20 protein-coding genes are annotated in these 26,621 nt (G+C 44.5%); 5 read left to right on the top strand and 15 right to left on the bottom strand.

Annotated features, from left to right (window positions below; translation table 11 throughout):
- Nucleotides 1-21: 21 nt before the first annotated feature.
- Nucleotides 22-1,113 (bottom strand): C1q-like domain-containing protein, encoded by a 1,092-nt coding sequence (locus tag L0659_RS23630; protein WP_235129041.1) that lies wholly within the window; start codon nt 1,111-1,113, stop codon nt 22-24.
- 263 nt (nt 1,114-1,376) lie between these two features.
- On the opposite strand from L0659_RS23630, the gene L0659_RS23625 reads away from it, so the two are divergent.
- Nucleotides 1,377-2,582, top strand: a complete 1,206-nt coding sequence (locus L0659_RS23625; protein ID WP_235129040.1) for a VCBS repeat-containing protein — start codon at nt 1,377-1,379, stop codon at nt 2,580-2,582.
- A 1-nt stretch (nt 2,583) separates the two neighbouring features.
- Nucleotides 2,584-3,429 carry a sugar phosphate isomerase/epimerase gene (locus L0659_RS23620; RefSeq protein ID WP_235129039.1) on the top strand — a complete coding sequence of 282 codons (846 nt, stop codon included), beginning with the start codon at nt 2,584-2,586 and terminating at the stop codon, nt 3,427-3,429.
- A gap of 349 nt (nt 3,430-3,778) precedes the next feature.
- Here L0659_RS23620 and L0659_RS23615 read toward each other — a convergent pair whose 3' ends face one another.
- The 3 genes from L0659_RS23615 to L0659_RS23605 form a co-directional block, all read right to left on the bottom strand.
- Entirely contained in the window at nt 3,779-4,675 is an 897-nt protein-coding gene (locus L0659_RS23615; RefSeq protein WP_235129038.1) for a hypothetical protein, read from the bottom strand.
- A gap of 197 nt (nt 4,676-4,872) precedes the next feature.
- Nucleotides 4,873-5,967, bottom strand: a complete 1,095-nt coding sequence (locus L0659_RS23610) for a hypothetical protein (protein ID WP_235129037.1) — start codon at nt 5,965-5,967, stop codon at nt 4,873-4,875.
- A 194-nt stretch (nt 5,968-6,161) separates the two neighbouring features.
- Complete coding sequence (locus L0659_RS23605) at nt 6,162-6,428, bottom strand: malate:quinone oxidoreductase (protein WP_409019399.1); 267 nt, start codon at nt 6,426-6,428, stop codon at nt 6,162-6,164.
- Here L0659_RS23605 and L0659_RS26570 point away from each other — a divergent pair.
- Nucleotides 6,352-6,621: a hypothetical protein gene (locus L0659_RS26570; protein ID WP_409019427.1), complete on the top strand. Its 270-nt coding sequence runs from the start codon at nt 6,352-6,354 to the stop codon at nt 6,619-6,621. The two genes, L0659_RS23605 and L0659_RS26570, sit on opposite strands and share 77 nt — an antisense overlap.
- Before the next feature lie 193 nt (nt 6,622-6,814).
- On the opposite strand, the gene L0659_RS23600 is transcribed toward L0659_RS26570, so the two are convergent.
- The gene (locus L0659_RS23600) at nt 6,815-7,975 is read right to left on the bottom strand and encodes a hypothetical protein (RefSeq protein ID WP_235129036.1); all 1,161 of its coding nucleotides are present in this window, start codon (nt 7,973-7,975) and stop codon (nt 6,815-6,817) included.
- Between the two features lie 159 nt (nt 7,976-8,134).
- A complete protein-coding gene (locus L0659_RS23595) occupies nt 8,135-9,661 on the bottom strand; it encodes a malate:quinone oxidoreductase (RefSeq protein WP_235129035.1) in 1,527 nt (508 codons plus the stop codon).
- A gap of 477 nt (nt 9,662-10,138) precedes the next feature.
- Here L0659_RS23595 and L0659_RS23590 point away from each other — a divergent pair, with 477 nt between their 5' ends.
- Together L0659_RS23590 and L0659_RS23585 are read left to right on the top strand one after the other, a co-directional pair.
- The gene (locus L0659_RS23590) at nt 10,139-13,114 is read left to right on the top strand and encodes a C25 family cysteine peptidase (RefSeq protein ID WP_235129034.1); all 2,976 of its coding nucleotides are present in this window, start codon (nt 10,139-10,141) and stop codon (nt 13,112-13,114) included.
- A 58-nt stretch (nt 13,115-13,172) separates the two neighbouring features.
- Nucleotides 13,173-16,499 carry a C25 family cysteine peptidase gene (locus tag L0659_RS23585; RefSeq protein WP_235129033.1) on the top strand — a complete coding sequence of 1,109 codons (3,327 nt, stop codon included), beginning with the start codon at nt 13,173-13,175 and terminating at the stop codon, nt 16,497-16,499.
- An 11-nt stretch (nt 16,500-16,510) separates the two neighbouring features.
- Here L0659_RS23585 and L0659_RS23580 read toward each other — a convergent pair whose 3' ends face one another.
- The 9 genes from L0659_RS23580 to gcvT all read right to left on the bottom strand — a co-directional run bounded on the left by L0659_RS23580 (nt 16,511) and on the right by gcvT (nt 26,544).
- Nucleotides 16,511-18,454, bottom strand: coding sequence for an asparagine synthase-related protein (locus L0659_RS23580; RefSeq protein WP_235129032.1), 1,944 nt, complete (start codon nt 18,452-18,454; stop codon nt 16,511-16,513).
- A gap of 34 nt (nt 18,455-18,488) precedes the next feature.
- Complete coding sequence (locus L0659_RS23575; protein ID WP_235129031.1) at nt 18,489-18,644, bottom strand: lasso RiPP family leader peptide-containing protein; 156 nt, start codon at nt 18,642-18,644, stop codon at nt 18,489-18,491.
- 114 nt (nt 18,645-18,758) lie between these two features.
- Nucleotides 18,759-19,412, bottom strand: a complete 654-nt coding sequence (locus L0659_RS23570) for a hypothetical protein (RefSeq protein WP_235129030.1) — start codon at nt 19,410-19,412, stop codon at nt 18,759-18,761.
- Nucleotides 19,413-19,496: 84 nt separating this feature from the next.
- Complete coding sequence (locus L0659_RS23565) at nt 19,497-19,997, bottom strand: hypothetical protein (protein WP_235129029.1); 501 nt, start codon at nt 19,995-19,997, stop codon at nt 19,497-19,499.
- A gap of 123 nt (nt 19,998-20,120) precedes the next feature.
- Nucleotides 20,121-20,768, bottom strand: coding sequence for a uridine kinase (locus L0659_RS23560; protein ID WP_235129028.1), 648 nt, complete (start codon nt 20,766-20,768; stop codon nt 20,121-20,123).
- A gap of 52 nt (nt 20,769-20,820) precedes the next feature.
- On the bottom strand, nt 20,821-22,638 hold the full coding sequence (locus L0659_RS23555; protein WP_235129027.1) for a T9SS type A sorting domain-containing protein: 1,818 nt from the start codon (nt 22,636-22,638) through the stop codon (nt 20,821-20,823).
- 39 nt (nt 22,639-22,677) lie between these two features.
- On the bottom strand, nt 22,678-24,687 hold the full coding sequence (locus tag L0659_RS23550; RefSeq protein ID WP_235129026.1) for a hypothetical protein: 2,010 nt from the start codon (nt 24,685-24,687) through the stop codon (nt 22,678-22,680).
- Nucleotides 24,688-24,710: 23 nt separating this feature from the next.
- Nucleotides 24,711-25,421: a 2-phosphosulfolactate phosphatase gene (locus L0659_RS23545; RefSeq protein WP_026630547.1), complete on the bottom strand. Its 711-nt coding sequence runs from the start codon at nt 25,419-25,421 to the stop codon at nt 24,711-24,713.
- 40 nt (nt 25,422-25,461) lie between these two features.
- Nucleotides 25,462-26,544 carry a glycine cleavage system aminomethyltransferase GcvT gene (gcvT, locus tag L0659_RS23540; RefSeq protein ID WP_235129025.1) on the bottom strand — a complete coding sequence of 361 codons (1,083 nt, stop codon included), beginning with the start codon at nt 26,542-26,544 and terminating at the stop codon, nt 25,462-25,464.
- Between the last annotated feature and the right edge of the window lie 77 nt (nt 26,545-26,621).

Here is a 26,621-nt window from a genome sequence, read left to right as displayed (position 1 = left end):
CTAAGATTTAAGCCTCATTACTTACTGTTGTAATACAAGACGCCCGCTAAAGTGGCTTGATTCATTGTTTATAAAAATCCCTAAATTCTCCGAACCAGCATTCTCGACCTCGACGTGTATCATATCTCCCTGAATTAATTGCAAATCTACCGAGGTCTTGGATGATCCATCAAACGTGCTTTCGAGAGATTCGAACGACACATCAATAGGGTTTCCTGCTCTTGTTCTTACTATTCTTGTGTAAGTTCTGTATGATTCAGTTACACCATTAGAATTCCAGGCTAACTTTAAATTAAATTGGTAGATACCATCAATAGGTGCTATGAACGTGCTGTGCGGAGATCCGTTAATATCATTATAGTTAGAATTCAGATCGTACTCTTGATTAGCAAAAGCAACCTTCACTTTTGCACCGGAGGGAATGCTTTGGCTTCCATTTGGCGGAATACCGGCAGCCTTGAAGGCTACTCTCTCTAAGGCTGCTTGCCAAGTTGCATTCCCACTAGCATCAGAGGTAAGCACTTTACCATTCCCAGGCGACTGACCTGGGCCAGCGATTGTAATTGGGCCGCTTACTTCCAGCGCTTTTCCGTTAACATTTGCAGCGGAAGCAAAAACCCCTGTGCCTGCTGAGGCTGAATGGCCAACAACCCCTTTACCCAATGATGTTGCTCCTCTTAAACCGATAGCATTAACCGCAAGCCCACTAATAGCAATCGAATTACTATTCGCATCATTATTATTGATCAGAAACAGTGGACCATTGTTTGTACCAAGCTGTGAAAACGGAAGTGTTAAGCTTCCGCCTCCGTTGATCAGGCTCCAAGCAGGATTTGCTGCCGTTCCGGAATTGTAGTAAAACCCTGCTTTTCCCAATCCCGCATTGGTATTATACACAAGCAATGCAGTTGCGGGATTAGGGACTGTTGTATTGTCTGTGAGGGATTGCAGCGAAACTCTTGGAATAAGCAAACCTTTGTCTGGTCCAACAATGTCAAGCGCTGCGCTTGGTTCGGGTTGAGTTGTGTTAATGCCGACGTTTTGGGCGAAAATATTTTGGCTGGCAAATAAAAGTGCGGCCGAGATGGCAAATGGGGTAATTAGTTTTCTCATCGTCTTGGTTTGAATAGTGTGAAACATTCGAAGGTTCAATATGGGTGGGAATGAGGTATAACGAAGAAGCCGATAAGCCTTCGGTGGAACCGGTTTATTAAACGGTTTAAAACACAAGAAAAGCAGCGACTAGAAAGTTAGGACGACAGATTATTTCCACCCAATAAGGTTTGATTGAAAATACTTGACCTTAACTAAGATTTGGCGGCAGTAAAATCGTCACTATTTTCATTTTTAAAGAAAGAAATCTAAATCCTTGATAAATGAGAACAATTGCAAAACAGTTAAAATGGCTTTTCCTGATCCCGGTTTTAATGCTTTCGGTCCAGGCGTTGCAAGCACAGACCAAAGCAAAGAAGGGCAAGACTGTCTCATTTAAAAAGCAGGTTTTAATCAAAAAATTCATTTCCGAAGGCGCAGCCATGGGGGATGTAAACAAGGATGGGAAAAAAGACATTCTTGCAGGCGCATATTGGTTTGAAGCACCCAGTTGGAAAGCGCATGAGCTTGCCAAACCCGATTCATTTATCGTCAATGGCGGGTACAGCGATTCATTTCTGGATTTCGCTATGGACGTAAACCAGGATGGCTGGATTGATCTTATCCGCATTGACTGGCCTGGGAAAGCATCTGTTTGGCACGAAAATCCGAAAGGAAAACCAGGTTACTGGCCCACGCACGTGATCCATTCTTCGGTCGGGAATGAATCGCCTATGTTGGTGGATATCGATGGAGACGGTCGTTTGGATTTGTTAGGCAATGATCCGACGGCTAAAAAAGTGATCTGGCTGCGTTGTCCGTCCAAAAAGGGAGAGACGGAATGGGAGAAATTCACAATAAGTAACGATCCAAACAATGCTACGCATATGTACACGCATGGCATCGGTTATGGCGATATCAATGGGGATGGAAGGAAAGATGTTTTGGTGAAAAATGGCTGGTGGGAAGGTCCGGCAGAAGGTCCAGCCAAAGTTGCAAAAGATGAGGACTGGAAATTTCATCCTGCGGATCTGGGTAAGGATTGTTCTCAAATGTATGTGATGGATCTTAACGGCGATGGTTTGAATGACGTTTTGAGCGCGTCAGCACACGATTATGGCATTTGGTGGCATGAGCAGGGCAAAGACGAACAAGGCAATGCAACCTGGCGTCACCACAGCATTGACAACACATTCTCGCAAACGCACGGACTGGCTCTGGCGGACGTTAATGGTGACGGGAACATTGATTTTATAACCGGTAAGCGCTATTTCGCCCACCACGGAAATGATCCCGGCGAATTTGAGCCGGCAGTTGTTTACTGGTTTGAATACAAGCCTGGTAAAGTCCCAAGCTGGACCCGGCACGAAATTGACAATGATTCGGGAGTAGGTCTGCATGTCACAGTGGAAGATCTGAACAATGATGGGCTGCTCGACATTGTTACCGGAAATAAAAAGGGGGTTCGCATCTTTACTCAAAGTCGCTAATATGAAATTCGGCATTAATACGTATCTGTTCTCCTCCCCATTTACCAATGAAAGCGTTTCCTTTTTTCCGAAGTTCAAGGAATGGGGCTTTGATTTCGTAGAAATCGCGGTGGAAGAGCCTTCGAACATTGATGCCGAATTTGTCAGGAAAGCACTTGACGATAATGATCTGGAATGTCGCTCCGTATGCGCAGCAACCTGCCCCGGCCGTGACCTGCGCGGCAACCGGAAAGAACAGGTTACTTCGCTGGAATACGTCCAGACATTAATCGACATTGCGCCGGTCTTGGGGAGTCAGCTCGTCGCCGGTCCCATCTATTCATCTGTCGGTCGTGCTGACCTTTATCCAGAAGACAAAAGGCAAAAACAATGGAGCACCGCCGTAAAGAACCTTAAAATCCTGGCCAATTACGCCACCGAACGCAATGTAAAATTAGCCTTAGAACCCCTTAACCGCTACGAAACCGATTTCATCAACACCTGTGAGCAAGTCCTTAAACTAATCGCAGACGTAGGAAGCGAAGCATTAATGGTGCACCTCGATTCCTTCCACATGAACCTGGAAGAAAAGGACCCAGCCCAAGCCATCAAACTGGCCGGCAACAAACTCGCCCTCCTTCACGCATCCGGCAGCGACCGCGGAACCCCCGGCAACGACCAAATCAACTGGGACCGAATCTTCGCCGCCCTGGACAACATCAACTACCAGGGCGACATTGTTATTGAATCTTTCACCCCCGATGTGAAAGTGATTGCCAAGGCTGCTTCGATATGGAGGCAGGTGGAGCCTTCGAAGGAGGCGATAGCGGTGGATGGGTTGCGGTTTTTGCGGTGGTTAGCGATTTGACGGTAGTAAATTCTACTCCGATTACAATTTGGGTTTTGCCGAGTTGTCTGGAAGAGGTTATAGCTATACTGGATTAATGAGAGTGCTACCCAAGTTTGGATTATTTTCTAAACAAGAGACGACCATTGAAGAAAGACTGCTCTGGATTTACTCTAATTGATCCTCCTATGTCTGTTCCTACCGACGCATCCACAAAAATCTGATCCCCAGATTTAAGTTCAATATCCGTGGACAGTATGGACGATAATTTGTGATGAATAAATCCTTCGGATTGCGCTATTACAGAGGAAGCGTTATTTCTGACCAATATCAGTCTCATAAAATGGTCATAAGGCAATGGCTTATTGTCTTATGCGAATGTACTGTAAAATGTCAACTGAGCATCAAAGTGGTATACGCCGTTGAAGGGAGCTATGAAAGTACTGTGCGGGGTATCACTAGCATTGTTATAGTCATCACCAAAATCATAGTTTTCATTAGCGAAGGCAATTTTTACTGATGGGCCATTGCCTGGCATGACTTCACTTCCACCTCCCTGCACCCCACTCGCCCGAAAAGCCACATTCCCAGCAACATTCTCCCAAGTAGCATTCCCACTCCCATCAGACATAAGCACCTTGCCATTCCCAGGTGATTGCCCAGGACCAGCGATTTTCATTGGGCCGCTCACTTCTAGCGCCTTACCATCGGTATCGGTAGCGGATGCAAAAACTCCTGTGCCTGCTGAGGATGTGTGTCCGACAACACCTTTGCCAGATAATGTGGCACCTCTTACTCCGATTGCGTTCGCAGCGAGCCCACTAATACCAACTGATGTGCCATTTCCATCATTATTATTGATTAGAAACAGCGGGCCACTATTTGTGCCCAATTGCGAAAATGGGAGCGTCAAACTTCCTCCACCACCAACAAGGCTCCATGCAGGGACTGCCGCCGTTCCGGCATTGTAATAGAAGCCTGTTTTTCCTAGTCCTGCGTTCGTATTGTAAACGAGCAATGCTGGCGCAGGATTGGGAACCGTTGTATTATCAGTAAGAGATTGTAGCGAGACGCGTGGAATTAGCAGACCTTTGTCGGTTCCGACTATTTCAAGAGCAGCGCTGGGATCGGGCTGGGTGGTGTTGATGCCGACGTTCTGGGCGAAAATGCTTGGCGCGGATGAAAGTAGAATGGCAGATAATGCAAGCTTGCAGAAAGTCAGTTTGAGCTTTTGGTTGCTCATGAATGGTAAATGGAATGCTCTCATGTTTATAGGCAGATAATGTTAAATTTATGGAAACCCAAGATTGGCAATAACAGCCAAGCATAGCAAAAGCGATGAGTAGGCGGTGTGATTGAGTGAATAAACGGAAATGAAAAAGTCCCGGAATTGCTCCGGGACTCTGAAAGAAAAATAAAATGGGATAGATCGGCAGCGCTGAAAGGTGATAAATAAAAAACTACCTATTGTTTGATAACCAGGCGCCCGTTGAAGAAGCTATGCTCTGCTGTTGTGAAGAGTTGAATGCCACCCTCGGTGATGGGATTTTTAACTTCGACGTGCATCATGTCTCCTGCCAAAAGATTAACCTCGGTGGACAATTTGGATGAATTGTCTACGGCACTATGCACAAAGTCACTGGCTATTACAACCTTTACTCCACCTCGTGTTCGGACCAAATGAGTCTCCGCGTAAAAGGAAGGGACATTTAGTGGCTTTTTCCAGGCAACGTTTAAATCAAAATGATATAGACCATCAACTGGTGCAATGAAAGTGCTGTTAGGAGCGCTATTAGCGTCGTTGTAATTTTGATTGAGATCATAGACTTCATTTTCAAAAACTACTTTTGCCGTAGCCCCAAGTGCTATGTTTTGATTTCCACCACCCAAGACACCATTAGCCCTAAAAGCAACGTCTCCCGAAATATTCTGCCAGGTTGCATTGCCATTTGCATCAGACATTAAAACTTTACCATTTCCGGGAGATTGACCAGGGCCGTCGATTTTAATAGGGCCGCTCACTTCAAGCGCCTTTCCATTGGCATTCGCGGCGGATGCGGAAATTCCTGTGCCTGTTGAAGTTGCGTGTCCGACAATACCTTTGCCTGATACTGTAGCTCCCCTTACGCCGATTGCGTTTACAGCAAGCCCACTGATGGCAATTGAATTGCCATTCGCATCATTATTATTGATCAGAAACAGTGGGCCATTATTTGTTCCAAGCTGCGAAAACGGAAGTGTAAGGCTTCCTCCCCCGTTAATTAGACTCCAAGCAGGATTTGCAGGCGTTCCAGAATTGTAATAAAACCCAACTTTTCCTAACCCTGCATTTGTATTATAAACAAGCAATGCCGTCGCGGGATTAGGAACTGTCGTGTTGTCTGTCAGCGATTGCAGCGATACACGGGGAATAAGCAAGCCTTTGTCTGTTCCTGTAATGTCGAGGGCTGCGCTTGCGTCAGGTTGGGTGGTGTTAATGCCGACACCTTGTGCGAATGAGCTTTGGCTGGCGAAAAAGAGTGCAGCTGAGATCGCGAGAGGAGTAATTAGTTTTCTCATCGTTTTTGAGTGAATAGTATGAAACATTTGAACGTCCAATATTCACTAGAAAGGCTAAGAAAAATGAAAGCGATGAGCCTGCGGTGGAGTAGGATGAGTGTACGGTCAAAAACAAGCAAAGCGCTGGATCTAAATCCAGCGCTTTGGGAAAAAATAAATATAATCTCAGCAGCTAAATTAATGTAGCCGTCCGACTAAGCAGTAAACTCCTCAGAATAATGTGAAGCGCCTAATTCCAGGATTTCCGTCGTCCTGGCGCGTGTTTTGGCTGCCAGTTCAGCGTTTTTGGAAAGGGATTCTCCGAATGATGGGATGATTTTTTTGAATTCGGCTTGCCATTCTTCTGATTTGGCTTCTTTGAAGCATTTTTGAATCAGTTCCAGCATGATCGAGACAGCTGTTGAGGCGCCCGGGGAAGCTCCCAGTAATGCTGCGAGTGAACCATCGGCAGCCGTAACCATTTCGGTTCCGAATTCCAGGACACCGCCATTTCAAGGTCCCAGTCTTCCAATTTTGCCTAAGGCAGGTAATCTTTCAGTGCTTCCAGCCTGTCTTGCGGCCCTGGCAATCATCACTATGGCTGGCAACAAAACTTACACTTCTCCGCGCATCAGGCAGCGACCGCGGCACCCCGTCAACGACCAAATCAACTAGGACCGAATCTTCGCCGCCCTGGACAACATCAACTACCAGGGCGAAATTGTAGTCGAAATGCTTCATCGCCGACGTACAATTATTAGCAAAGCCACATTCATCTAGCGTCAAGTAGAGCATTTCATGGCGGCAATTGTATTAAATGGGTTGCAAGTTTTCAGAAGGCTGGCTTTTAAAGCAGTGATGTTGGCAATCATTTTCTAAACAGCAATCTGCCGCTGAATGAAGCGTCAACTGAGGAGGTGCTGAGCTTATCTGATTTAGGTCCATCAATTTTAGGTGTATCCAAGGTTGCAGTTACGTGAACTTGATCACCTTGCTGTAACTCTACATCAACTGATAATGAAAGATATGAGGGTAGGCGTGTCATCTGTCCGGATTTTGTTATTGTTGACAACCCACCATTTCTTGTTAGCATAAGAGATAGCGTACGATCAAAGTTTTCATATTCACTACCACCGTAAGTTGAGCCAACAAAGAACGATTGTGTTTCAAAATGATACAAGCCATTTACTGGTGCAACAAAGGTGCTATGAGGACTTCCATTCACGTCATTATAATCGTCGCCTCGATCATAGTTTTGGTTAGCAAAAGCAACCTTTATTGGAACGCCATTACCTGCGATCACCTCATTTCCCCCTCCCAAAATTCCACTCGCCCGAAAAGCCACATCCCCCGTAATATTCTCCCAAGTAGCATTCCCACTCCCATCAGACATAAGCACCTTGCCATTCCCAGGTGATTGCCCCGGACCACCAATTTTCATCGGACCGCTCACTTCCAGTGCCTTACCATCGGTGTCGGTAGCGGATGCGAAAACTCCTATGCCTGTTGAGCCTGCGTGGCCGACCACACCTTTTCCTGATAATGTAGCTCCTCTTACTCCGATTGCGTTTGCAGCAAGCCCACTAATACCAACTGACGTGCCATTCCCGTCGTTATTATTAATCAGAAACAGCGGACCATTATTTGTGCCAAGTTGCGAAAACGGGAGCGTCAAACTTGCGTCTCCACCAACTCGGCTCCATGCAGGAGCTGCCGCCGTTCCGGAATTATAGTAAAATCCTATTTTCCCCAATCCCGCATTCGTATTATACACAAGCAGCGCTGTCGCCGGATTTGGAATGGTAACATTGTCCGCCAGGGATTGGAGGGAAACTCTTGGGATCAGTAGGCCTTTGTCTGTGCCAACAATATCCAGGGCGGAGCTGGGATCGGGTTGCTGGGTGTTGATACCGACATTTTGTGCGAAGATGCTGGGGCCGCATGAAAGTAGCATTGCTGATAATGCAAGCTTGCCGAAAGTCAGTTTGAGCTTTTGATTGCTGAGTACTTGTAAATCGAATGTTCTCATGTTACTGGCGGATATGTGAAATTTAAAAGCCAATATTGTCAGGAACAGCGAGGAATAGCGAAAGCGATGAGCCGGCGGTGAAGTAGGGTGATTAAACGGAAATGAAAAAGTCCCGACGCGATGCCGGGACTTTACATTAATATAATATGAACCGAAATTTTAGGCAGTAAACTCCTCAGAATAATGTGAAGCGCCTAATTCCAGGATTTCCGTCGTCCTGGCGCGTGTTTTTGCTGCCAGTTCAGCGTTTTTGGATAGGGATTCTCCGAATGAGGGGATGATTTTTTTGAATTCGGCTTGCCACTCCTCTGATTTGGCTTCTTTGAAGCATTTTTGAATCAGTTCCAGCATGATCGAGACAGCTGTTGAGGCGCCCGGGGAAGCTCCCAGTAATGCTGCAAGTGAACCATCGGCAGCCGTAACCATTTCGGTTCCGAATTCCAGGACACCGCCTACTTTCTTGTCTTTTTTGATAACCTGCACGCGCTGTCCGGCCATTTCAAGGTCCCAGTCTTCCAATTTTGCCTCAGGCAGGTAATCTTTCAGTGCTTCCAGCCTGTCTTGCGGCGATTGTCTTACCTGATCAATCAGATATTTGGTCAAGGGAATGTTATGGATCCCTGCGGCGAGCATTGGGCGAATGTTGTCCAGCTTGATAGACAAAGGAAGATCCAGGAATGAGCCGTTTTTCAGGAACTTTGTTGAAAAACCGGCATAAGGGCCAAATAGGAGTGCTTTTTTGCCATCGATCATCCGGGTGTCCAAATGCGGAACCGACATGGGAGGCGAGCCGACAGAAGCTTTTCCATAAACCTTCGCCTGATGTTTTTCAATGATCTCGGGGTTGTTGCAAACCAGCCATTGGCCGCTCACGGGAAATCCTCCAAAACCTTTACCCTCAGGAATGTTTGATTTTTCGAGAAGCGGCAAAGATCCTCCTCCTGCTCCGATGAACACAAATTTGGTTTGAACGCGTGTAGTCTTTCTGGTCGCACGGTCTTTCACTTCAATGAGCCATGAACCATCTTTGCGTTTGTCAATGTCGTCAACCTCGTGGTTTAAGTAAAGACTAACGCCCTCCTGTTTTTCAAGATATTTAAACATGAATTTGGTAAGCGTTCCAAAATTGACATCCGTACCAAGGTCCATTTTCGTTGCAGCCACCTTTTCGTCCGGGTCTCTTCCTTCCATTACCAGAGGGATCCAGGAGTTGATCTCACTTTTATCCTCCGTATACTCCATCCCGTGGAAAAGATGGTGTTTGGTCAGGCCGTCGTAACGCTTTTTGAGATACTCCACATTATCATTTCCCCACACAAAGCTCAGGTGCGGGATGTTATGAATAAATGCGTCAGGAGAATCAATAATGTCATTTTCGACAAGATAGGCCCAGAATTCCTTGGAGACTTCGAAGGATTCGGCAATCTTAATCGCTTTTTTCGTATCTACCGTGCCGTCTTCCAGCTGTGGTGTATAATTCAGCTCGCAGAATGCGGAATGCCCGGTTCCTGCGTTATTCCATGGGTCAGAACTTTCGGCGGTAACCCTGTCCAGCCTTTCAAAGATCGAAATGGAGATCGCCGGATTTAATTTTTTAAGTAAAACTCCAAGAGTTGCACTCATGATACCGGCCCCTATCAAAACGACGTCGGGGGCGATCGTCTTTGAAGATTTTTTGGTAATCATCGGAGAAAAAATGGTATGTTACAGGGTGTCAAAAGCCCGGAATAGTACAATAAATAATCTGCTACAATGTAATCAACACATCTTGCCCCGAAAATAGTTTAATTAAAAAAATAAAAGTTATGACGGGTTACAACTTCTTGGATGCAGGCAATTAAAACTTTATTGATTGCAATGTCTAACCTGAGGAATTATTCGTTATTCAGGTGTATTGAAGGTAAAAGATAAGGTAAACTGAAATCGTGTCAGGAGCGAAACTTCCGGTTAACAGGTTGAGATAAAGCCCTGATACGCGATTACTTGAAAATTGCAAGTTGTAGTAGTAATATTTGCCAACCTCAAAACTTGTCGTAAATTTATATCATATATTGGATAAGCTTGTCTTATCATACTACAACATTAAATATCGTTTAACAAACATCTTTTGAGTGTTTAACCCATTTGTATTTTAACATTTTATACACTGTCTAATAGTTTATTATGAAAACAAACTTTACCTGGTACACACTGCGATTATGGAATGTTCTTCAAGTTTTTTCATTACTCTTCCTATTTTCTATCAGTGAGTCTAATGCGCAATGGAGTGGTTTTGGGAACGAGTGGCTGGCTGGCAAGTATCAACAAGAATGGGTTAAAATTGGCGTGACGGCCAAAGGCATCCACAGAATTGATGTTAATAATTTACCCCAAGCTTTTAAAGATGCGAATAAAGACAGGCTGGAAATGTGGCACCGTGGTCAGAAGGTTAGCATAATCAAAGCCGATGCATCTGAAATTTTGTTTTATGGTGTTCCAAATGACGGGGCTTCCGACGAATTTCTTTACAGGTTACCTACGACACGCAAAAACCCGTATTACAGCACTTTTTCCGATCAAAGCGCCTATTTCCTGACAATCAATCCATCAACAAATGGGGTTAGGGCGGTAACGCCGGCAGTTGTTGCTAACCCGGGAGCAGTAACACTGACAAGTCACATCCGGACCGATCTGAAAAAATATGCGAACGAGTATTCACACTCGACGGCCACTTTTTACAGACCATCTACATTTAACAGTTATTTTGAGGAAGGGAAGCAGGGAACAGGAACTTCGTTGATGGGGGACATTTACACGACGGTTCAGACCTCAAATCCAAAATCTGTTATTTATCAAAACTCCTACGTTCCGGTCCCATTTTCATTTGCTATCAAAAATGAAGCCGGAGCAAATCCTAAAAAGGTCACGATTCACATCAAAAGCAGGCTGGGAAGTTCTGTCGCAGATATCTATGTTGGCAAAACAGCCGGAACACTGCGTAAAGTGGGTAGTTTAAATGTAAATGAACTTGAAGACTACGACTATACTTTCAACTTAGAGACCGGTGATTTTGATGCGAATGGTGGAACCTTAGGCTTTAAATCTACAAGCACAGGAGCAGAAGGAAGCGGATTTTCAATCTCTTACTTTACTGTTGAATACGAGCAGGCCATCAATATGCAGAACCTGTCGTCCTATGAATTTGTGTTCCCTGCAACGACTAACGGCTCTCAATCCAAAATTTCGATCACCAATGCGCCCGCACTGACCAAAGTGTACAACATCAGCAACCCTGATGTTCCACAAATCATCTCCGGAAGTGCTAATGCTTTAACGATTGACAGAAATGACCAGAAACTGACATTATTTGCAACAAGCCAGACTATTAATGTAGCAACGGATAAGATCAGTGTCCCAGTCTTTACGGAATTAACGCCGTCGTCACATGACTATCTGATCATATGCAGTAATACACTCACTACTTCTGCGAATGCATATAAAGAATATCGGGCAGAAACATCGCCGGGGCGTAAATTCAGCCCGGTAGTGACGAGGATACAAGACATTTACGATCAGTTTAACTACGGGGAGCCGAGCCCGTTAGCGATCAGAAAGTATGTAGATTACATGATTTCCGATGGTAACAAGAATAAATTCCTCTTACTGATCGGCAAATCGACTACGTATTTTGAACGCGCAGTAAGAGAGATGCCCGACGAAGTTCCGACTGTGGGTTTTCCTGGCTCGGATATCCTGTTGGTTGACGGATTGGCAGGCACACCAAACGACGTTCCGGCTATTCCGGTGGGCCGTATTGCTGCTATCTCGAATGATCAGGTAATGGGCTATTTGGATAAAATCATTCAATATGAATCGCAGACAGACCTGTCGTGGAGAAAAAATGTGATCCACATGAATGGTGGCAAATCGGTGTCAGAGATCAATGCTTTCGCGAATTATCTATCCGGAATTGCTTCAAAGATCAACAATGCTCCGTTTTCAGGGACTACAATTCAGAAATTGAAGCCACTAGCCAATCCCGGCAGTGTTCAGCAAATGTCGTTTGCTACTGAACTCAATGGTACGGGTGTTGGTATGGTATCGTATTTTGGCCACGGCAGCGTTGACCAGACCGACTATAATGCTGGTTATGCGATGGATAATGGTAAGAACTATAATAATCCGGAGAATTTCCCTGTATTGTTCTATAATGGTTGCGGCGTAAATAATATTTTTAGTGGTCGTCAGGGTTTATTTGGTACGAGCCCTAATAATATGGTTCGGCCTATGTCGCTTGACTGGCTGCTGGCACCTAAAAAAGGCGCTATTATAGTGTTTGGAAATACCTGGGATGCCTTCGCGAGCAATTCAAATAAATATCTTGCACGACTTTATCCATTGATCTTCTCAGTGAATGATTCAAAGCGCGGGACGATTGGAGAAATCCTGAAACAAGCGGCCCTGGCTACGAAACTTGCTGAGGGATACGAGTATAACGCCGATAACAATTCCAGAGTGATGGGAGATTACGATGTGGATAGAGCGAATGTTCACCAGATCCTTCTTCAGGGAGATCCCGCTTTACGGATCTTGATCACGGACGCAGCTTTGCCTGTGAAATTGATTTCTTTCGATGCAAAAGCTGAATTTGACCGGGTTAAGCTAAACTGGAAAACGGCTTCTGAGCAGAACAACGGATACTTCATTGTGGAGAGAAGTTACAATGCTAAAAATTTCGAAGAAATCGGTCGTATCGAAGGTAAAGGAACGACTGAAACTGAGAGCAATTATGATTTTGCAGACATGAAGCCTTTGTCGGGAACCAGCTATTACCGCCTGAAGCAGGTTGACAATGCAACTAAGGTCAACGGTGTGGAAATACCGGGAGTAAGTACTTTGTCTACGATTGTCTCTGTTGTTCGTGAGAGTGATAACTTCCTGACGATTTCTCCAAATCCTGCAGCTGACTTCGCTGAAATTGTGTTGGATGCACCTGTCAAGGTTAAAAGCTATAACATGATAGACATAACGGGGAAGGTTCGCAAATCTGGCCAAAGTGGCACCCGGATATCCCTCGCAGGTTTGGAAGCGGGTGAATATATTGTTGAAATCGTTACTTTCAACGGCGACGTATACAGGAAGAAGATTGTTAAAAAGTAGCTTTTTTTAATAAGTCGCATATCAAGATCTTGGTATGCGACTTCAATTCGTAGTACATATGCTTCTAGGAAGATTTGTGAAGGTTGTAGTTCTCTTACTTACAACGATAATTCTAATTCCCGACTCCAAAGCTCAGTGGGGAGCGCCATACAGCAACAGTTGGATATCTTATGGAAAGCCATATGTCAAAGTCAGCGTTACCCAGCGGGGGATTCACAGATTGCCGTTTTCCCTATTGCCGAGCGATTTCCCTGTGGACAAGCCGGCAAATATGCAGTTGTGGCACCGGGGAAAGCAGGTAGCGATAATTAGTACAACCAACAATGAACTAACATTTTTTGCTGTACCCAATGATGGATCCAGTGACTCATTGCTTTACCGGCCAATGAGTTCGCGGATGAACCCATATTGGAGCATGTATTCAGATCAAAGTGCATATTTTCTTACGATAGGCGTGACAGCGGGATTAAGAGCGGAAACTACCAATCAATCAGCTAATGTGCCTGCGGTTCCGTTTCATTATGCTTCTATCACCAGTGTTTACAGAAATGAATATTCATTAAGCACGTCAGTATATCTCCGGCCATCATTTTTCAACAGTTATTTTGAAATAGGGGCAAGCCGCACAGGCAAGGTCTCAATGGGTGGAAAGGCCACAAATTATCCGTTCCAACTAACGAATCTGATAGCCAACTCAACCGTTAAACCATCGGTAAAGCTGCTTGTCCATGGAAGGAGCGGCGGGAATAGAAGTATCGAAGTTTCTATAGGGAAGACTGCTGAAACCCTCAGGCTAGTCCATGCTATCAAAAGCAGCGGTTTTGCAGGCGTGGAATATGCCTTTGATCTGAAAGATGGAGACGTTGACGCTGCGGGCAAGGGCGTGATTAGTATAAAATCCGTTAGTAGCGATCCTGTTGATGGTTATTCGGTCGCTTACATCAAACACACATTTCCTCAGGCCTTAACCATGGAGGGAAAGCCATCCCATGATTTTGATCTGCCTGCTGCATCAGAGACATTAAGCAAAGTTGTTATTGCAGGAATACAAGCCAAATCAATAACACTGGACATTTCCGATATTGACACACCAAAACTCATTCAAGGCACTTCCGCCACGTTTGGCATCGCAAGAAAGCCAGGCAAAGTAGCGAACCTGTTTGTAAGTAGTGAAACAATTGCTATCGATAAGAGTAAGGTCTCCGCCATTAATTTTTCTTCAAAAATTCCAACATCTGCAAACTACATTATCATTACCAGCGAAAATTATCTGGATGGAGCGAATCAGTTTGCAACTTACCGTTCGTCAGCAGATGGAGGAGGTTTTAAAACATTGGTTGTTAACATTAAAGACATTTATAACCAATTCAATTACGGAGAGCCTAGTCCACTGGCCATCAGAAGATTTGCGGACTATATGCTTGTCGACAAATCGCTTGATAAGCATCTGTTTTTGATAGGTAAATCGATTACATATAATGAGAGAATGGTAAGGGAGTTGCCTGACGAAGTTCCAACGATAGGTTTTCCCGCGTCAGACGTGCTGCTCGTTGAAGGACTTGCGGGCGCTCCGCGAGACATCCCTGCAATGGCTGTTGGACGGTTGCCAGCTATATCAAACCAAAGCATTCTTGATTATCTGGCCAAAGTTAAAGAATACGAGCACAATGCAGCGCGAGATTACGGCTGGCGGAAAAACATATTACACCTGAATGGCGGCAAGACTGCAAGTGAAATTACTCAGCTCAAAAACCTGCTTTCTTCCCTTGAACCGGCGGTAACGAAGGGATTGGTTGGCGGAAAAGTCACCCCGTTCGTAAAACAGCAGGCGATTAGCGAGGTGGAGTCGGTCAACATTACTCCTCAGGTGAATAATGGGGTAGGGCTTATCACTTACTTCGGCCACGGCTCAACAACTGTGACCGATTTGAATATGGGATACATTACGGATGTTAGCCGGGGTTACAGCAATAATGCAAAGTACCCAATGATGTACTTCAATGGATGTGGGGTAGGAAATATATTTAGCGCGCGCTTTAATACGAATCCGACTGCTAATGACCGGTATACTTTGTCAATGGATTGGATACTGAGCCCGAATAGAGGTGCCATCGCTATCATCGCGAATTCATTTGAAAGCTTTGTGAGCCCGTCTTCAAAATATCTGAATCAGCTTTATAACTACATTTTTACCGATCCTGCCACTTCCGGACTTTCGATCGGCAAGATTCAGGTTTTGCTCGCCAAAAAGTTGATCTCGGAGAGTAAGGATAGTTATACCATTGCGAATGTGCATCAATCACTTTTACAAGGTGACCCGGCGATAAGAGTCGTTTCCGTTCCCAGCTCAGACTACGCCGTCGACTCTGATGAAGGCATTAAACTTTACTCTGAGTCGCCTCAAAAGACCATAGGAACATCCGGGAAGCTTAGCATTAATGTGTATCTCAAAAATCAGGGCAGATACATTGGGAAAGAAATTGTGCCTTTGCAGATCACGTATTTTCTGGCAGGCAGCAGTAAGACAATCGATAAGACGGTTCCGGCATTTGCATACGGCGACACCCTGGTAGCCGAAATTGATAATGAAATGAATCTGCGTAAGATAGAAGTCAGAATCGATCCGAAGAATACAATCACTGAGCTGAGCAAAACCAATAATTTCTCGGAGCTGGACGTGGATTGGGAAGTTGCGAAAAATGAGAATTTCTATCCTACCACAGGATCTAAGGATATCATTGCACCCATCTTGGATGTAAAATTTAATGGTAGAAATATCAGAAACGACGAGATTGTGAGCCAAGATCCTTCCATTACAATAGCATTGGCAGACGATCGGAGTCTTTCATCTGACAGTTCTCACGTTCAAGTTTTCATCAAAAAATGTGGCGATGAAAGTTGCGATTTCAAACGGGTTTATTATTCGTCAGGTGAGCTGAAAGTAGAAGCTGCTGGGCAAAAGTCAATAGCAATCTCATATTTGCCTAAAAATATAAAAGACGCAGGGATTTACGAATTGCTAGTGAATGCGACTGACGAAGCGGGCAACACTGCAACATCTGCTTACCAGATCCGTTTCGAAATTCCAAAGGAAAAGCTTAATCTAACGGTCACTGCAAGTCCAAATCCGACAACTAATTTTGTTCGTTTTGAGACTGCATTAGGTGCTGAAACTAATGTTTCAGACATACAATGGGAAATCTACAATTCGAGGGGAATACTTGTGCGTAGTGAGAAGATTGGGAACCTGTTGACAGGTGTTAAGGAATGGTATTGGCAATCGGAATACAGTCCCGCAGGCGTTTACATCTATAAAGTGAAACTCAATTCCGCTACAACGGGTGAGTCATCCGTTATTACAGGAAAAGTCGTGGTGACCAAATAAAGACAGAAGACTTACTTTTGTTGCGCAAACCATTCCAGCCAGACTGAAAGCGAAATGGTTCTTGTGATATGGAAGTAAGTCTTCGTTTTTTGTGCGTAGGGTATTTTTTTATTTTTTAAAATGCTCACCTGTTCATCGAATTTTTTGCGATCAATAAAGTCCCATACTTGCTTCGTGTCGTATAAGTACTCCTGAGATTGCTCATATAAGCGCGTGGTCATCAAATCGCCATCCGGTGAGCTTAATGAAGACTTTGTCGAACGGGTACGAACTTCCTCCGCTAATATCCCTTTCATCGCTTCTCTTAAATGAGCGCGGCCGATTCCGTCCCCAAACTTAATCATGTTTGGTATTGCCATACATTGCTCAAACAGCTTATGATCCATGTATGGTGACCGCTTACTCACTCCGAAATGTTCGCCCAGGAAAAAATGCCCCTCCTGCGTTCGGATGACATGCGGATGGAACACATCTTCAAATAACTCCTGAAATTCTGCTGGCAAGCCACCTCTCAGGGATGTAGGAAAATTTACCTGATCGGCGATATTCCCCATCGCACTTGAATGAAGAATCTCGCTCCTTACCAGTGAGGAAGTCGTATTGACGTTTTCGTTGATGGCCCTTAAATACATATTTTTGACTGCACGTCTTACAAAGTACATATAGGAAATTCCCAGTTCTTTTGAAACCTCCTTATGCAGCTGAAGCTGTTCATGCCAGGGGAGGGATCGGAAATAAGTCAGCTTGCGATAGAGGAAATTTTGCACAACCAGCTTGTTCTTTGTCGCTTCTGACAGGTTATCCCAATTAGCGTACTGGGAAGCAAGTGGAAAATAGCGGACTCGTTTTTGCAAGATATAACTTACAACCGGCCAATCTCTGCTGTCAAAAGCCAATCCGAGCTGCTCAATTCCATTACCGATCACGGAATCGCCGCCATGTCCATTTAATAGTATATCGCATCCGAATTCACGCGCGAGACGAATTGTATTGCAGTTTGTCGCTGAGGATAGGAAAGAAGATTCCGGCTGACCAAAGATTCTGGTGCTGAGTTCAAGATATTTCAGATCATCTTCTGACTGAGGGACAATATGATGGACCGAACCAATTTTGTCAGCGACGAACGAAGCGAAATTGCTCTCATCTGATTGATTACTAACCGCACCGATATGAATTGTATGTAAAGGCCGATCGGGGAAGAGCTGCTTGAAGACCGAACTGACCGATGATGAATCCAACCCACCACTTAAATGAGAACCAACGATTTTTGTTTTCTGCCCGGTTGCATGTAACACTGCTTCTCTTAAAGAATCACCAACTGCTTCGGCAGCTCGCTCAATGGTGTTTAAATCACGCCATTTTTCCAAATTAAAAGCGGCGTAGACCGTGCTCGTAACTTGCGCGCTAGTGGCTGATAGGAGATGACCTGGAAGAGCTGATTTGATATTTGTAAGAAACGTCGATGACGCATCAACTGCAAAGTTCGGATGCCGTCGCGAACAGTATGGGATTATCTTATCCACATTAACTGCCAAGTGACGTTTGACATGCTCTTTCTGTATCAAGCTGACTAAGCTTGTCGAAAAAGCAAAAAATTGATTGGGGATGTGAATGTAGAAAAGAGGGACTTTTCCGAAAATTTCCCTGGAAAGAAATATTTGTTGGCTTTCCTGGTCATACCATGCGCCAATGGAAGGCTTGTTGTATGAAGCGCTATTCAGTTGAGATTTAAATGCGCTTAAAGATAGCTCGCCGTTATAGTTATTACTTACATAGCCGGCTGGCGCACCGTCAGCGTTGCCATATCCTATCGAAGCACTATAATAGAGATCAGCGGAATCTACAAAGCCATGTTCCCCAATATACCCCTCATTAAAAACAAATAGATTATCAAAATTGTATGTAAAGTTATTTACAAAACAATTTTGATAATCTATAAATCCTTCGATCAGCAATTTGAATTCCTAGGAATGAAGATGTTAATAAATATCAACCCTCACCATCAAATTCAAAAGGATTTCCAACTCCGTCAAAAGCGCTTCCCAGTTTTCCTTTGGTCAGTTTAGTAACTGATCCAAGTTTCTCCAAAACTGGCTGATTATACATTTTCTTTGTCTGTGTAGAGTGCGTCTGAACTGTTTTCATGTCAAGTGTTTTAAGTTATAATGTATCCGTAGCAAATATACTTGTATTTTTTTAACTATCAAATTTTGGTAGAAATTTATATTCGAATTTAGGCACCTTACTTAGCGGTAAATTCTAATTGTTGCCATACTGATTGATCGTTTTTTTCAACGAAAATCCAGATTCAATAATTTGTTTGTCGTTTTCAAGACAATCAGGAGTCTGGCAGTATTCCAGCGCGATTTGCTCTTCGAAAATCAATCCTACCTGCTGAGCGTATCGTTTCTGCCCTATATACTTATTAATAACAGATGAGTCTTTCCGCTCAACCACATTCAGTGTATTACCAAACCTTTGATCTTTTAGGTCAAATGGTTTATCGACATCTTCATAACGAAATGTCTGTTTCTCCCGGTTATTGTAGCTATTTCCATTCCACTCTATCCTGTTGGCAACTGGAAATGCCAGTGAAAAAACAGACACATTATCAATAGATGTCAAAACCTTGTCAGGAGATCTTGTAATGGTATACTCCTTAACTTTTTGCCAATACTCGGACTCAGCTTTCCTTGATGAGCGGGCAACAACGAAAATTAAAGATCCATCGCTGCCTTCCGAACTGCTGATCACCTCATCCTTTTCCTGCCAGTTACTAACAACAGGTACAGTTTTTCCAGCAGAATATGTAGCCTGACTTACATCATAAGTCGTAAACCGGCCAACTTCCAGTGGAAGATATTCGTAGCCATTCGTTGAAGGACCATCAGATTTTTTGCAGCAAATCAGCATTGCCGACATGCTTAAACATAATAGTGTGCGACAAAGTACTTTTTCTGAAAGTGGTCTCATCAAATTGAATAGCAGTTTAGTTTATCACATTTTGTTAAATACGCTTGCCGGGGGAGTTGTTACTTGTCCTGTTTTCTTAGATGTGCCAGTTGATGAGAAAGTCAGCGTTTTTCCTTGAACAATTCCCACACCTTTTACAATGATGGTATCACCGGGAATTGCAATTTCCTCAGTAGTGTTCAAGCTGATACTGTTCGCGATGGTTCTCGACAAGGTAACATTCTCAATATTCGTCACCGTTGATCTTGACGTGTACTTAGGATCCTTGGCAATAAAGTTATAAGTAGACGTTATTTTTACAGAATTATCGGAAGTACGAACTATAACCCAGTCTGTCTTAGTCTCGTAACCGTTCTCAACAACAACTACTCCTGACCAAGTGCCAACAAATTCTTTCGTCAAATCCGGATCAACATCGTCTTCTTTGCATCCTAAAAGCACGAATGAAAGCAATAACACAAAAAGTAAAGCTTTCATTTTGCCTAAATGGTTAAATAAGTTTGGTGTTAGCAAGGTGGTTTTCATATTGGGAACTTAGTAGAATAGTTAAAAATGATTCCTTAGGTGTCTGTAAAAAATTGTACCAACGCGGACCGGCTATCAGCACATCATGCATTTCAACGCTGTCCGACGTATATGCATTGCAATTTAGAGATTATTTTTCCTCTCTGCCAGTTTTACTTTTAAAAAACCTTTCAACACTTCGAGGCCGGTGTCGAAGCGTGTGTTGTTGTTGATGACCATATCGGCTTCGGAGCGCAGTGGGAGTATAAATTTGTCATAAGTTGGCGCCACGTGATGCTCCCAGCGGTATAGCACGTCGTCCAGATCGTAGCCGCGTTCGTTATTATCACGAATAATTCTCCGTTTTATTTTAACGTGCTCCTTTGCATCAACAAAAATTTTCAAGTCGATCAGCCTGGCAATCTCAGGAAAATAGAATACAAAAATACCTTCGACAATAATGATGGGGCGCGGTTCAAAAACTAAAATCTCCGGTTTGATCAACGGATTGTTGAATGTATACTCTTTTTGATGCACTTCCCGGCCAGCCCGCAGCACGGCAATGTGTTCGGCAAACAAATGATGGTCGATCGTTTCCGGCAAGTCAAAATTTTCAACTCCGTTTTCATCCCTTGGGATCTCGTGAATCGGGCGGTAATAGTTATCCTGCGAGATCCGGGTGATCTCTTCTTTTTCAAACGAATCGATCAGGCTCTTCATGAAATAGGTTTTTCCCGAAGCGCTTCCGCCGGTAATCCCTACGATATAGGGTGCAAATTCTGGGGTTGTCATAGTTACGTTTCTGGATTTACGGGATCGTAAATCACAATTCTGTTTTTATAATTTAATCAATAACCGCCAACTTCCCGGCAAATTTCTCATTGCCGTCTGCGGTAACAACAAGGACCATGTAAATTCCACCCTTTGCGCGCTGGCCCGTGTAATCATTCAAATTCCAAGAAGCGGTGCCGCCTTGTGATTTCGTTTCATAGATCAGGCGGCCCGAAAGGTCGGTGATCTTGACAATAGATTCATTCATCAGACCTGTTATGCCAATGTTCCCGCCATAGCCCGGATGAACAGGGTTTGGAAAAATTTTGACATTTGAAAAATTCTCGGCTGCACTTGTCGCGGTGCTTCGGTACGACACCATTCCATTGGGTGTATCAATAAACAAAATGCCCGTTTCTGATACAAATTCCAATGCACTGATCGAATCGGAGGGCAAAGGACTGTCTGCTGCAGTGAATTTCTGGATTAGTTCGGTGCCGTCGGCATTAAAAAGAAACAAACCATTTCGTGTTCCGATCCATTTCCGATTGCCGGGCTCGATGGCAATCGCTGTGCACTTTTCATTGGCAAAAAGCTTTCTCTGGCCATATATTGGCAAAACAGCATCCACCCTGGCAGCATTCAGAATATCATCGGCAACAAAATACCCGACGCCCCGATCGCTTGCAAACCAAATGTATCCGTCCAGATCAATGGCCAGACTATTAATGATGGCAGAGGGCAAACTTCCATTTCCAAGATTTGTTGAAAGGACACGTTGCTGGTTTTGCGCATTCTTGACCAAAATTCCTCCGCCCAGATAATCAGGAAGCCGAGTCCAAATTACGCCGTTCAAGTCTGTAATGACGGAATCTTTTTTGCCAGCAATGGTGGTGTCGGCTTGTAATCGTGTGAAAGATTGAAATGCTTGACTTTCGTTATGGAGCAGACCATTTTGCGCGTCGGCCACCCAGAATTTTTCATTATCTGTATGAACCGCTGCTTTGGGAATTTCAAATAATGGGCTTGTGAATGTCTTCGCTGCGTTTTTCTGATCTAATAAAACGACCTGATCATCCAATGTCACGGTAAGGTCTCTTTCTGATGCGGTCATAAAATAAGTTTGACTACCCGACGAAAACAGGGATTTCCAATTTCCCTTTTCTTTTAAATACAAACCCTTACCCACGCAGCCTATATACAACTGGGAAGCATTCTCCGCAACGGCCACTGCTTTTGCCGGTGTAACAATGGTTTTCCAATTGGCAAAATACTGGCGGTTCACAGCCGGCAGCATGGAAGTGGCCAGAAGTCCCTGCGACGTCACGGCGTAAAGCGAGTCCGAAGCAAAGGCAATGTCACGCACTGAAACCTGCGTTCCGTTTGTTCCTATATATCGGTAGGTTTCATCAACTTGCTGATTTTCAATGTCCAACACAACAATGCCGAAGCTTGTGCAGAGATATGCGAGATTTTCCTGAATAATAATCCGCTTAATATCCTTATTTTCAGGTAAATCCGGGTTTTGAGAAAATACAGGCCAATGTATAATTTGTTCTGCCCGGGCGGATTGTTCGAGATAAACCAGATCAACATTGCCGTCCCTATAAGCCAGAAGCAACAGATTTTGGGCTTTATTAAATGCCATACTGCTAATGCCCGTGCTCGTCAGGCCGTCGGACTTTGACCAGGTTTTGATCTGTTTGTCAACAGTATGAATGCTGAAAAGGCCATTATGCGAAGCGCAGAAAATGTGATCATTGACGCGGACAACGTGCTTTGCAGAGAGATAATTGAAATGCGTTTCCCACTGGCCCAATGCCACATTTTGCCCCCAACTCATCCGGGATAGGGCGCCGCAAAGAAGCACAAACAAAAACAGCCGCTTCATAATCACTTCCTTTTACGGCGAAAAGCTGCCTTTTGCGTGTTAATTGGAAACCGTAACCAATGCCGATCCTTTTCCCGTTCCCGTGCCACAGCCACTTTTCAGCGAGCTGATCGTGTATTCGGTAGTTGTGGCGGGTGAAACTGAAATCAAGTAAGGGTTCAGGAATGTTCCGTTGATGGCAGTTCCGTCCGATAACGTGAATGACCAGGGTGCCAAGCCATTCTTGAATTTCAATAGGATACGCGTGGTTCTTCCGGCAGTGATGGTGCCTTTGCCCGAAACCTCGCCGATCGCCTTATCCGGTGCAATGACATCCAGTTCTTCAATGGCGCTTGAAACGGCAGGAGAGGAAGAGATGATCCTGATTTTTTGTGTTCTAATGGTGTCGCCCTGCGCAGCATTGCTGATCTTAACCTTCATGGCAGTAGGAGTTACGGTTGTCGGCAAGCTCACAAAGCGGCCCGATTTATCCGTCATTTGAACAGAAAACTTATTGTTAGGGTTGTAACGGCCTTCCGTTTTATAAGGTATTTCAATGGTCGAACCGGCACAAACCATATTCTGCGGCAATTTTTCCAGTGTAATGCTTGCAGGGGGGCTTTTGACAGAAACTTTTGCTGATCCTGAAAATTTACCTACACCACACAAACCTCCCGCAGAAGTAATCTGGTAATTCGTGTCGAAAACAGGCTTAACCTTCACTTTGTAGGGCGATTCCTGAATGTTGTTCTCATAAGTCCCATCCGAAAGCAGCACGAACCAAGGCCCGCCGCCTGTGAATTTCACGGTTAATTCGCCCGTCTCATTTTCTCCTAACCGCAGCGAATCTCTTTGCAAAGTGGCAACGGTGGGTGAAACAATGCTAATGTTGGTCGTTTGGCTTACCAGGTAAGGGGCAGAGGAAACAACGCGCAATTTGTACTCGCCCGGCTTGTAATTTGTTGGGATCTGTGTGGTAATGTAACCTGTTGTGTCCGGCGTTGAAATGGATTTAAAAGCTCCCGACCGTTCTGCAATCTGCACCACAAATTTATTTCCATCCTTAAATTTCCCAGTCGCATTAAAAGGAACCTGGAAAGGAATGCCGCTGCAAAGCTTTGCAATTTTTTCAACTTCTTTTAATTCCAGCTTGGGCTCGGGATTATTATTGACATTCACAATGGCTTCTCCTGAAACGCTTCCGCTTCCGCAAGCATTGGCAACACCCATTAGCTTGTAAGCCTTCACGTCCGTTGGCTTTACAGTAAGATAATGCGGGTTAGATAATGTTTGATATACAACCGTGCTATCCGACATTAAAAATGACCACGGCGCCGCACCCGTAAAGTTGACTTTCAGGTTCACTTCCTGCCCGGGCATAATGCGCACAGATTGCGTCCCGTCGATCACTTCGAGTCTTGCACTCGCATTTTGCAACAAACGAATGGGCACTTCCTGGCTTCTAACCACCGGAATAGAAGCCACAATTTGTATCCTGTAAACTTCCCCGCCGATTTTATATGAAGGGATCACCGCTTTAACTGGACTTTTACTCACCGGCAGCGAGATAGGAACCGATTTTCCATTTGCATCAATCAAATGCGCGATGAATGTGTTGCCATCGTCATATGGGCCTACTGTTTTAAACGGAATGTTAATGGTCGTTCCGGGGCATACGGACAGATAAGAGATGTCGTCAATAACGATCTTGAAGGTTTTTACGCTGTCTGCGGCTGGTTCAGTCTTGGCTAGCCGTTCTTCTGCTTCTTTTTCGGTTAGCGTGTCTGAAGAAAGCTCAACATTGCTGCTGTCCGGTGTGATAATGGTGTCCCGGACGGCGTCGCGAACGGCCGTTGTATCCGTAACCGGAGTGGTCACGGGTGCCGCCTGCGTTGCCTTAGGCGTAACAGTCGTGTCTGCTTTTGGCGTTACGGCTGGCCGGGTAGGAACAGGAGGCTTTTTCTTTGGCGTAAAAATTTGTCTTTTGGGTGTGCTGGTTTTTCGCTGGGCATTGGCCTGATTTGTAAAAATCATCAGCCCGCAAAAGATAATAAAGACGAATCTGAACATGTAAATGTTTTTAGTATTTTAAGTTAATTCATTGCTACCAACGTGCTTCCACGCAAAACCGGCACAACATCATAAAGGTCTTTTTGCAAACAATAAGATATATCTTTCTGGATTCCCAAACGCTGCAACCTGCGCACGTGGGATGAATTGGAAACACTGGCCAGCAAGTTGTTACGGCTCTGGTCGTATAGTCGCTGCGCCATTAATGTGCCATCTTCCAAAAGCATAAACTGGTCTTTCAGTGCGTCCGCAAGCGCTCCTGCAAACAATGTATCTTCCAGGTTAGGCCTGCCTTTCCAGCCTGCGCAAAGCACCAGAATGTCATAAGGTTCTGAGCGCAAGTGATTTGTCAGTGCGCCTAAGTTCAAAAATGACCCGATCATGACTTTCACTGCCGAGGCTTTTGCTTTGGCGATGGATAACGTTCCGTTGGTGGTTGTCATTGCGATCTGCGAGCCGATCAGCCGCTCGTTCATATAGCTGAAAGGGGAGTTGTCAAGATCAAAACCTTCCACTTTCCGCGCATCGCGTTCCGCAGCTGCGATGAAACCTTTGTCTTGTAATAATTTACATTCTTCAATGCTGGCAACTGGCGTAATGCTCTTAACACCATAAGCGAGACCGGTAACCATGCACGAAGTAGCCCTGAAAACATCCGCTACGACTACAATTGAATTGTCCAGTTTATGTAAATGAAGCAGGTCGGGTGTAAGGCAAACGTCAAGTTGTTTCATAAAATGCAATCGATACTATGGAATGAATTGGGGGAGATAATCAGTTTTTTACAAAAGGGAGTTTAACAACTTTCGCCTTCAATAATCTGTCACGGACTTTTACGTAAATTTCCGTCTCAGGCTTGGCATATGCAGCGGGAACGTAGCCCATGCCGATTCCTTTTTGCAATGTGGGCGATTGTGTGCCCGAAGTCACTTCTCCCAATTTGATGCCGGATTCATCGCAAAGCTCATAATGTCCGCGAGGAATGCCTCTGTCAATCATTTCGAAGCCAACCAGCTTTTTCGTCAAACCAGCTTCTTTTTGTGCTTTCAGGTCGTTTGCATCGATGAAGTCTTTGGTGAATTTGGTAACCCAGCCCAGGCCGGCTTCCAAAGGCGAAGTGTTGTCATCGATGTCATTGCCGTACAAGCAAAACCCTTTTTCAAGTCTTAAGGTGTCGCGGGCGCCCAGTCCCACGGGTTTGATGCCAAATTCAGCTCCCGCTTCAAATATGGCTTTCCACATGTTCACGGCATCAACGTTTTTAACATATATTTCAAATCCGCCTGCGCCAGTGTAACCTGTTGCTGAGATGATTACATCCGAAATCCCGGCCATTTCGCCGATTTTAAATGTATAATAGTCCATTGCGCCAAGATCAACCGAAGTGAGCTTTTGCAGCGTAGGCGTCGCATTTGGACCTTGCACTGCGAACAGACAAAGGTCGTCGGAAAGATTTTCCATCGAAACGCCCTCTGTATTATGGCTTTGGATCCAATTCCAGTCCTTTTCGATATTGGACGCATTCACAACCAGGAAATATTCGTCTTCTTTTATTCTGTAAACCAATAAATCATCCACTACGCCGCCGTTTCCGTTGGGCAGATAGCTGTACTGGACTTTACCATCAAACAATGCCGAAACATCATTAGAAGTAACTTTTTGAATCAGATCCAAAGCTTTCGGGCCCTTAACGCTGAATTCTCCCATGTGAGAGACGTCAAACACGCCGACATTGTTTCTTACAGTGTGGTGTTCATCCAGATCCGAGGAATAGCGTACAGGCATTTCAAAACCTGCAAATGGGACCATTTTGGCACCCAAATCGATATGGACCTGATGTAATGGGACAGTTTTCATGAATGGTAAATTGGTTCACAATAATTTACAAAAGTAGGTAAAGCCGATCAAAGCCACACAAAAAAGTCTTTTTTCAA

Source organism: Dyadobacter sp. CY347, from assembly GCF_021502655.1.
Lineage (GTDB): Bacteria > Bacteroidota > Bacteroidia > Cytophagales > Spirosomataceae > Dyadobacter.
This window is presented reverse-complemented; position numbering and strand designations above follow the sequence as displayed.

Coding starts and splice junctions, on each gene's coding strand:
- L0659_RS23590 (WP_235129034.1), top strand. CDS start 10,139: ATGAAAACAAACTTTACCTGGTACACACTGCGATTATGGAATGTTCTT.
- L0659_RS23595 (WP_235129035.1), bottom strand. CDS start 9,661: ATGATTACCAAAAAATCTTCAAAGACGATCGCCCCCGACGTCGTTTTG.
- L0659_RS23545 (WP_026630547.1), bottom strand. CDS start 25,421: ATGAAACAACTTGACGTTTGCCTTACACCCGACCTGCTTCATTTACAT.
- L0659_RS23550 (WP_235129026.1), bottom strand. CDS start 24,687: ATGTTCAGATTCGTCTTTATTATCTTTTGCGGGCTGATGATTTTTACA.
- L0659_RS23585 (WP_235129033.1), top strand. CDS start 13,173: ATGCTTCTAGGAAGATTTGTGAAGGTTGTAGTTCTCTTACTTACAACG.
- L0659_RS23610 (WP_235129037.1), bottom strand. CDS start 5,967: ATGAGAAAACTAATTACTCCTCTCGCGATCTCAGCTGCACTCTTTTTC.
- L0659_RS23600 (WP_235129036.1), bottom strand. CDS start 7,975: ATGAGAACATTCGATTTACAAGTACTCAGCAATCAAAAGCTCAAACTG.
- L0659_RS23605 (WP_409019399.1), bottom strand. CDS start 6,428: ATGGTTACGGCTGCCGATGGTTCACTCGCAGCATTACTGGGAGCTTCC.
- gcvT (WP_235129025.1), bottom strand. CDS start 26,544: ATGAAAACTGTCCCATTACATCAGGTCCATATCGATTTGGGTGCCAAA.
- L0659_RS23620 (WP_235129039.1), top strand. CDS start 2,584: ATGAAATTCGGCATTAATACGTATCTGTTCTCCTCCCCATTTACCAAT.
- L0659_RS23570 (WP_235129030.1), bottom strand. CDS start 19,412: ATGCTGATTTGCTGCAAAAAATCTGATGGTCCTTCAACGAATGGCTAC.
- L0659_RS23630 (WP_235129041.1), bottom strand. CDS start 1,113: ATGAGAAAACTAATTACCCCATTTGCCATCTCGGCCGCACTTTTATTT.
- L0659_RS26570 (WP_409019427.1), top strand. CDS start 6,352: ATGATCGAGACAGCTGTTGAGGCGCCCGGGGAAGCTCCCAGTAATGCT.
- L0659_RS23565 (WP_235129029.1), bottom strand. CDS start 19,997: ATGAAAACCACCTTGCTAACACCAAACTTATTTAACCATTTAGGCAAA.
- L0659_RS23555 (WP_235129027.1), bottom strand. CDS start 22,638: ATGAAGCGGCTGTTTTTGTTTGTGCTTCTTTGCGGCGCCCTATCCCGG.
- L0659_RS23625 (WP_235129040.1), top strand. CDS start 1,377: ATGAGAACAATTGCAAAACAGTTAAAATGGCTTTTCCTGATCCCGGTT.
- L0659_RS23575 (WP_235129031.1), bottom strand. CDS start 18,644: ATGAAAACAGTTCAGACGCACTCTACACAGACAAAGAAAATGTATAAT.
- L0659_RS23615 (WP_235129038.1), bottom strand. CDS start 4,675: ATGAGAGCATTCCATTTACCATTCATGAGCAACCAAAAGCTCAAACTG.
- L0659_RS23560 (WP_235129028.1), bottom strand. CDS start 20,768: ATGACAACCCCAGAATTTGCACCCTATATCGTAGGGATTACCGGCGGA.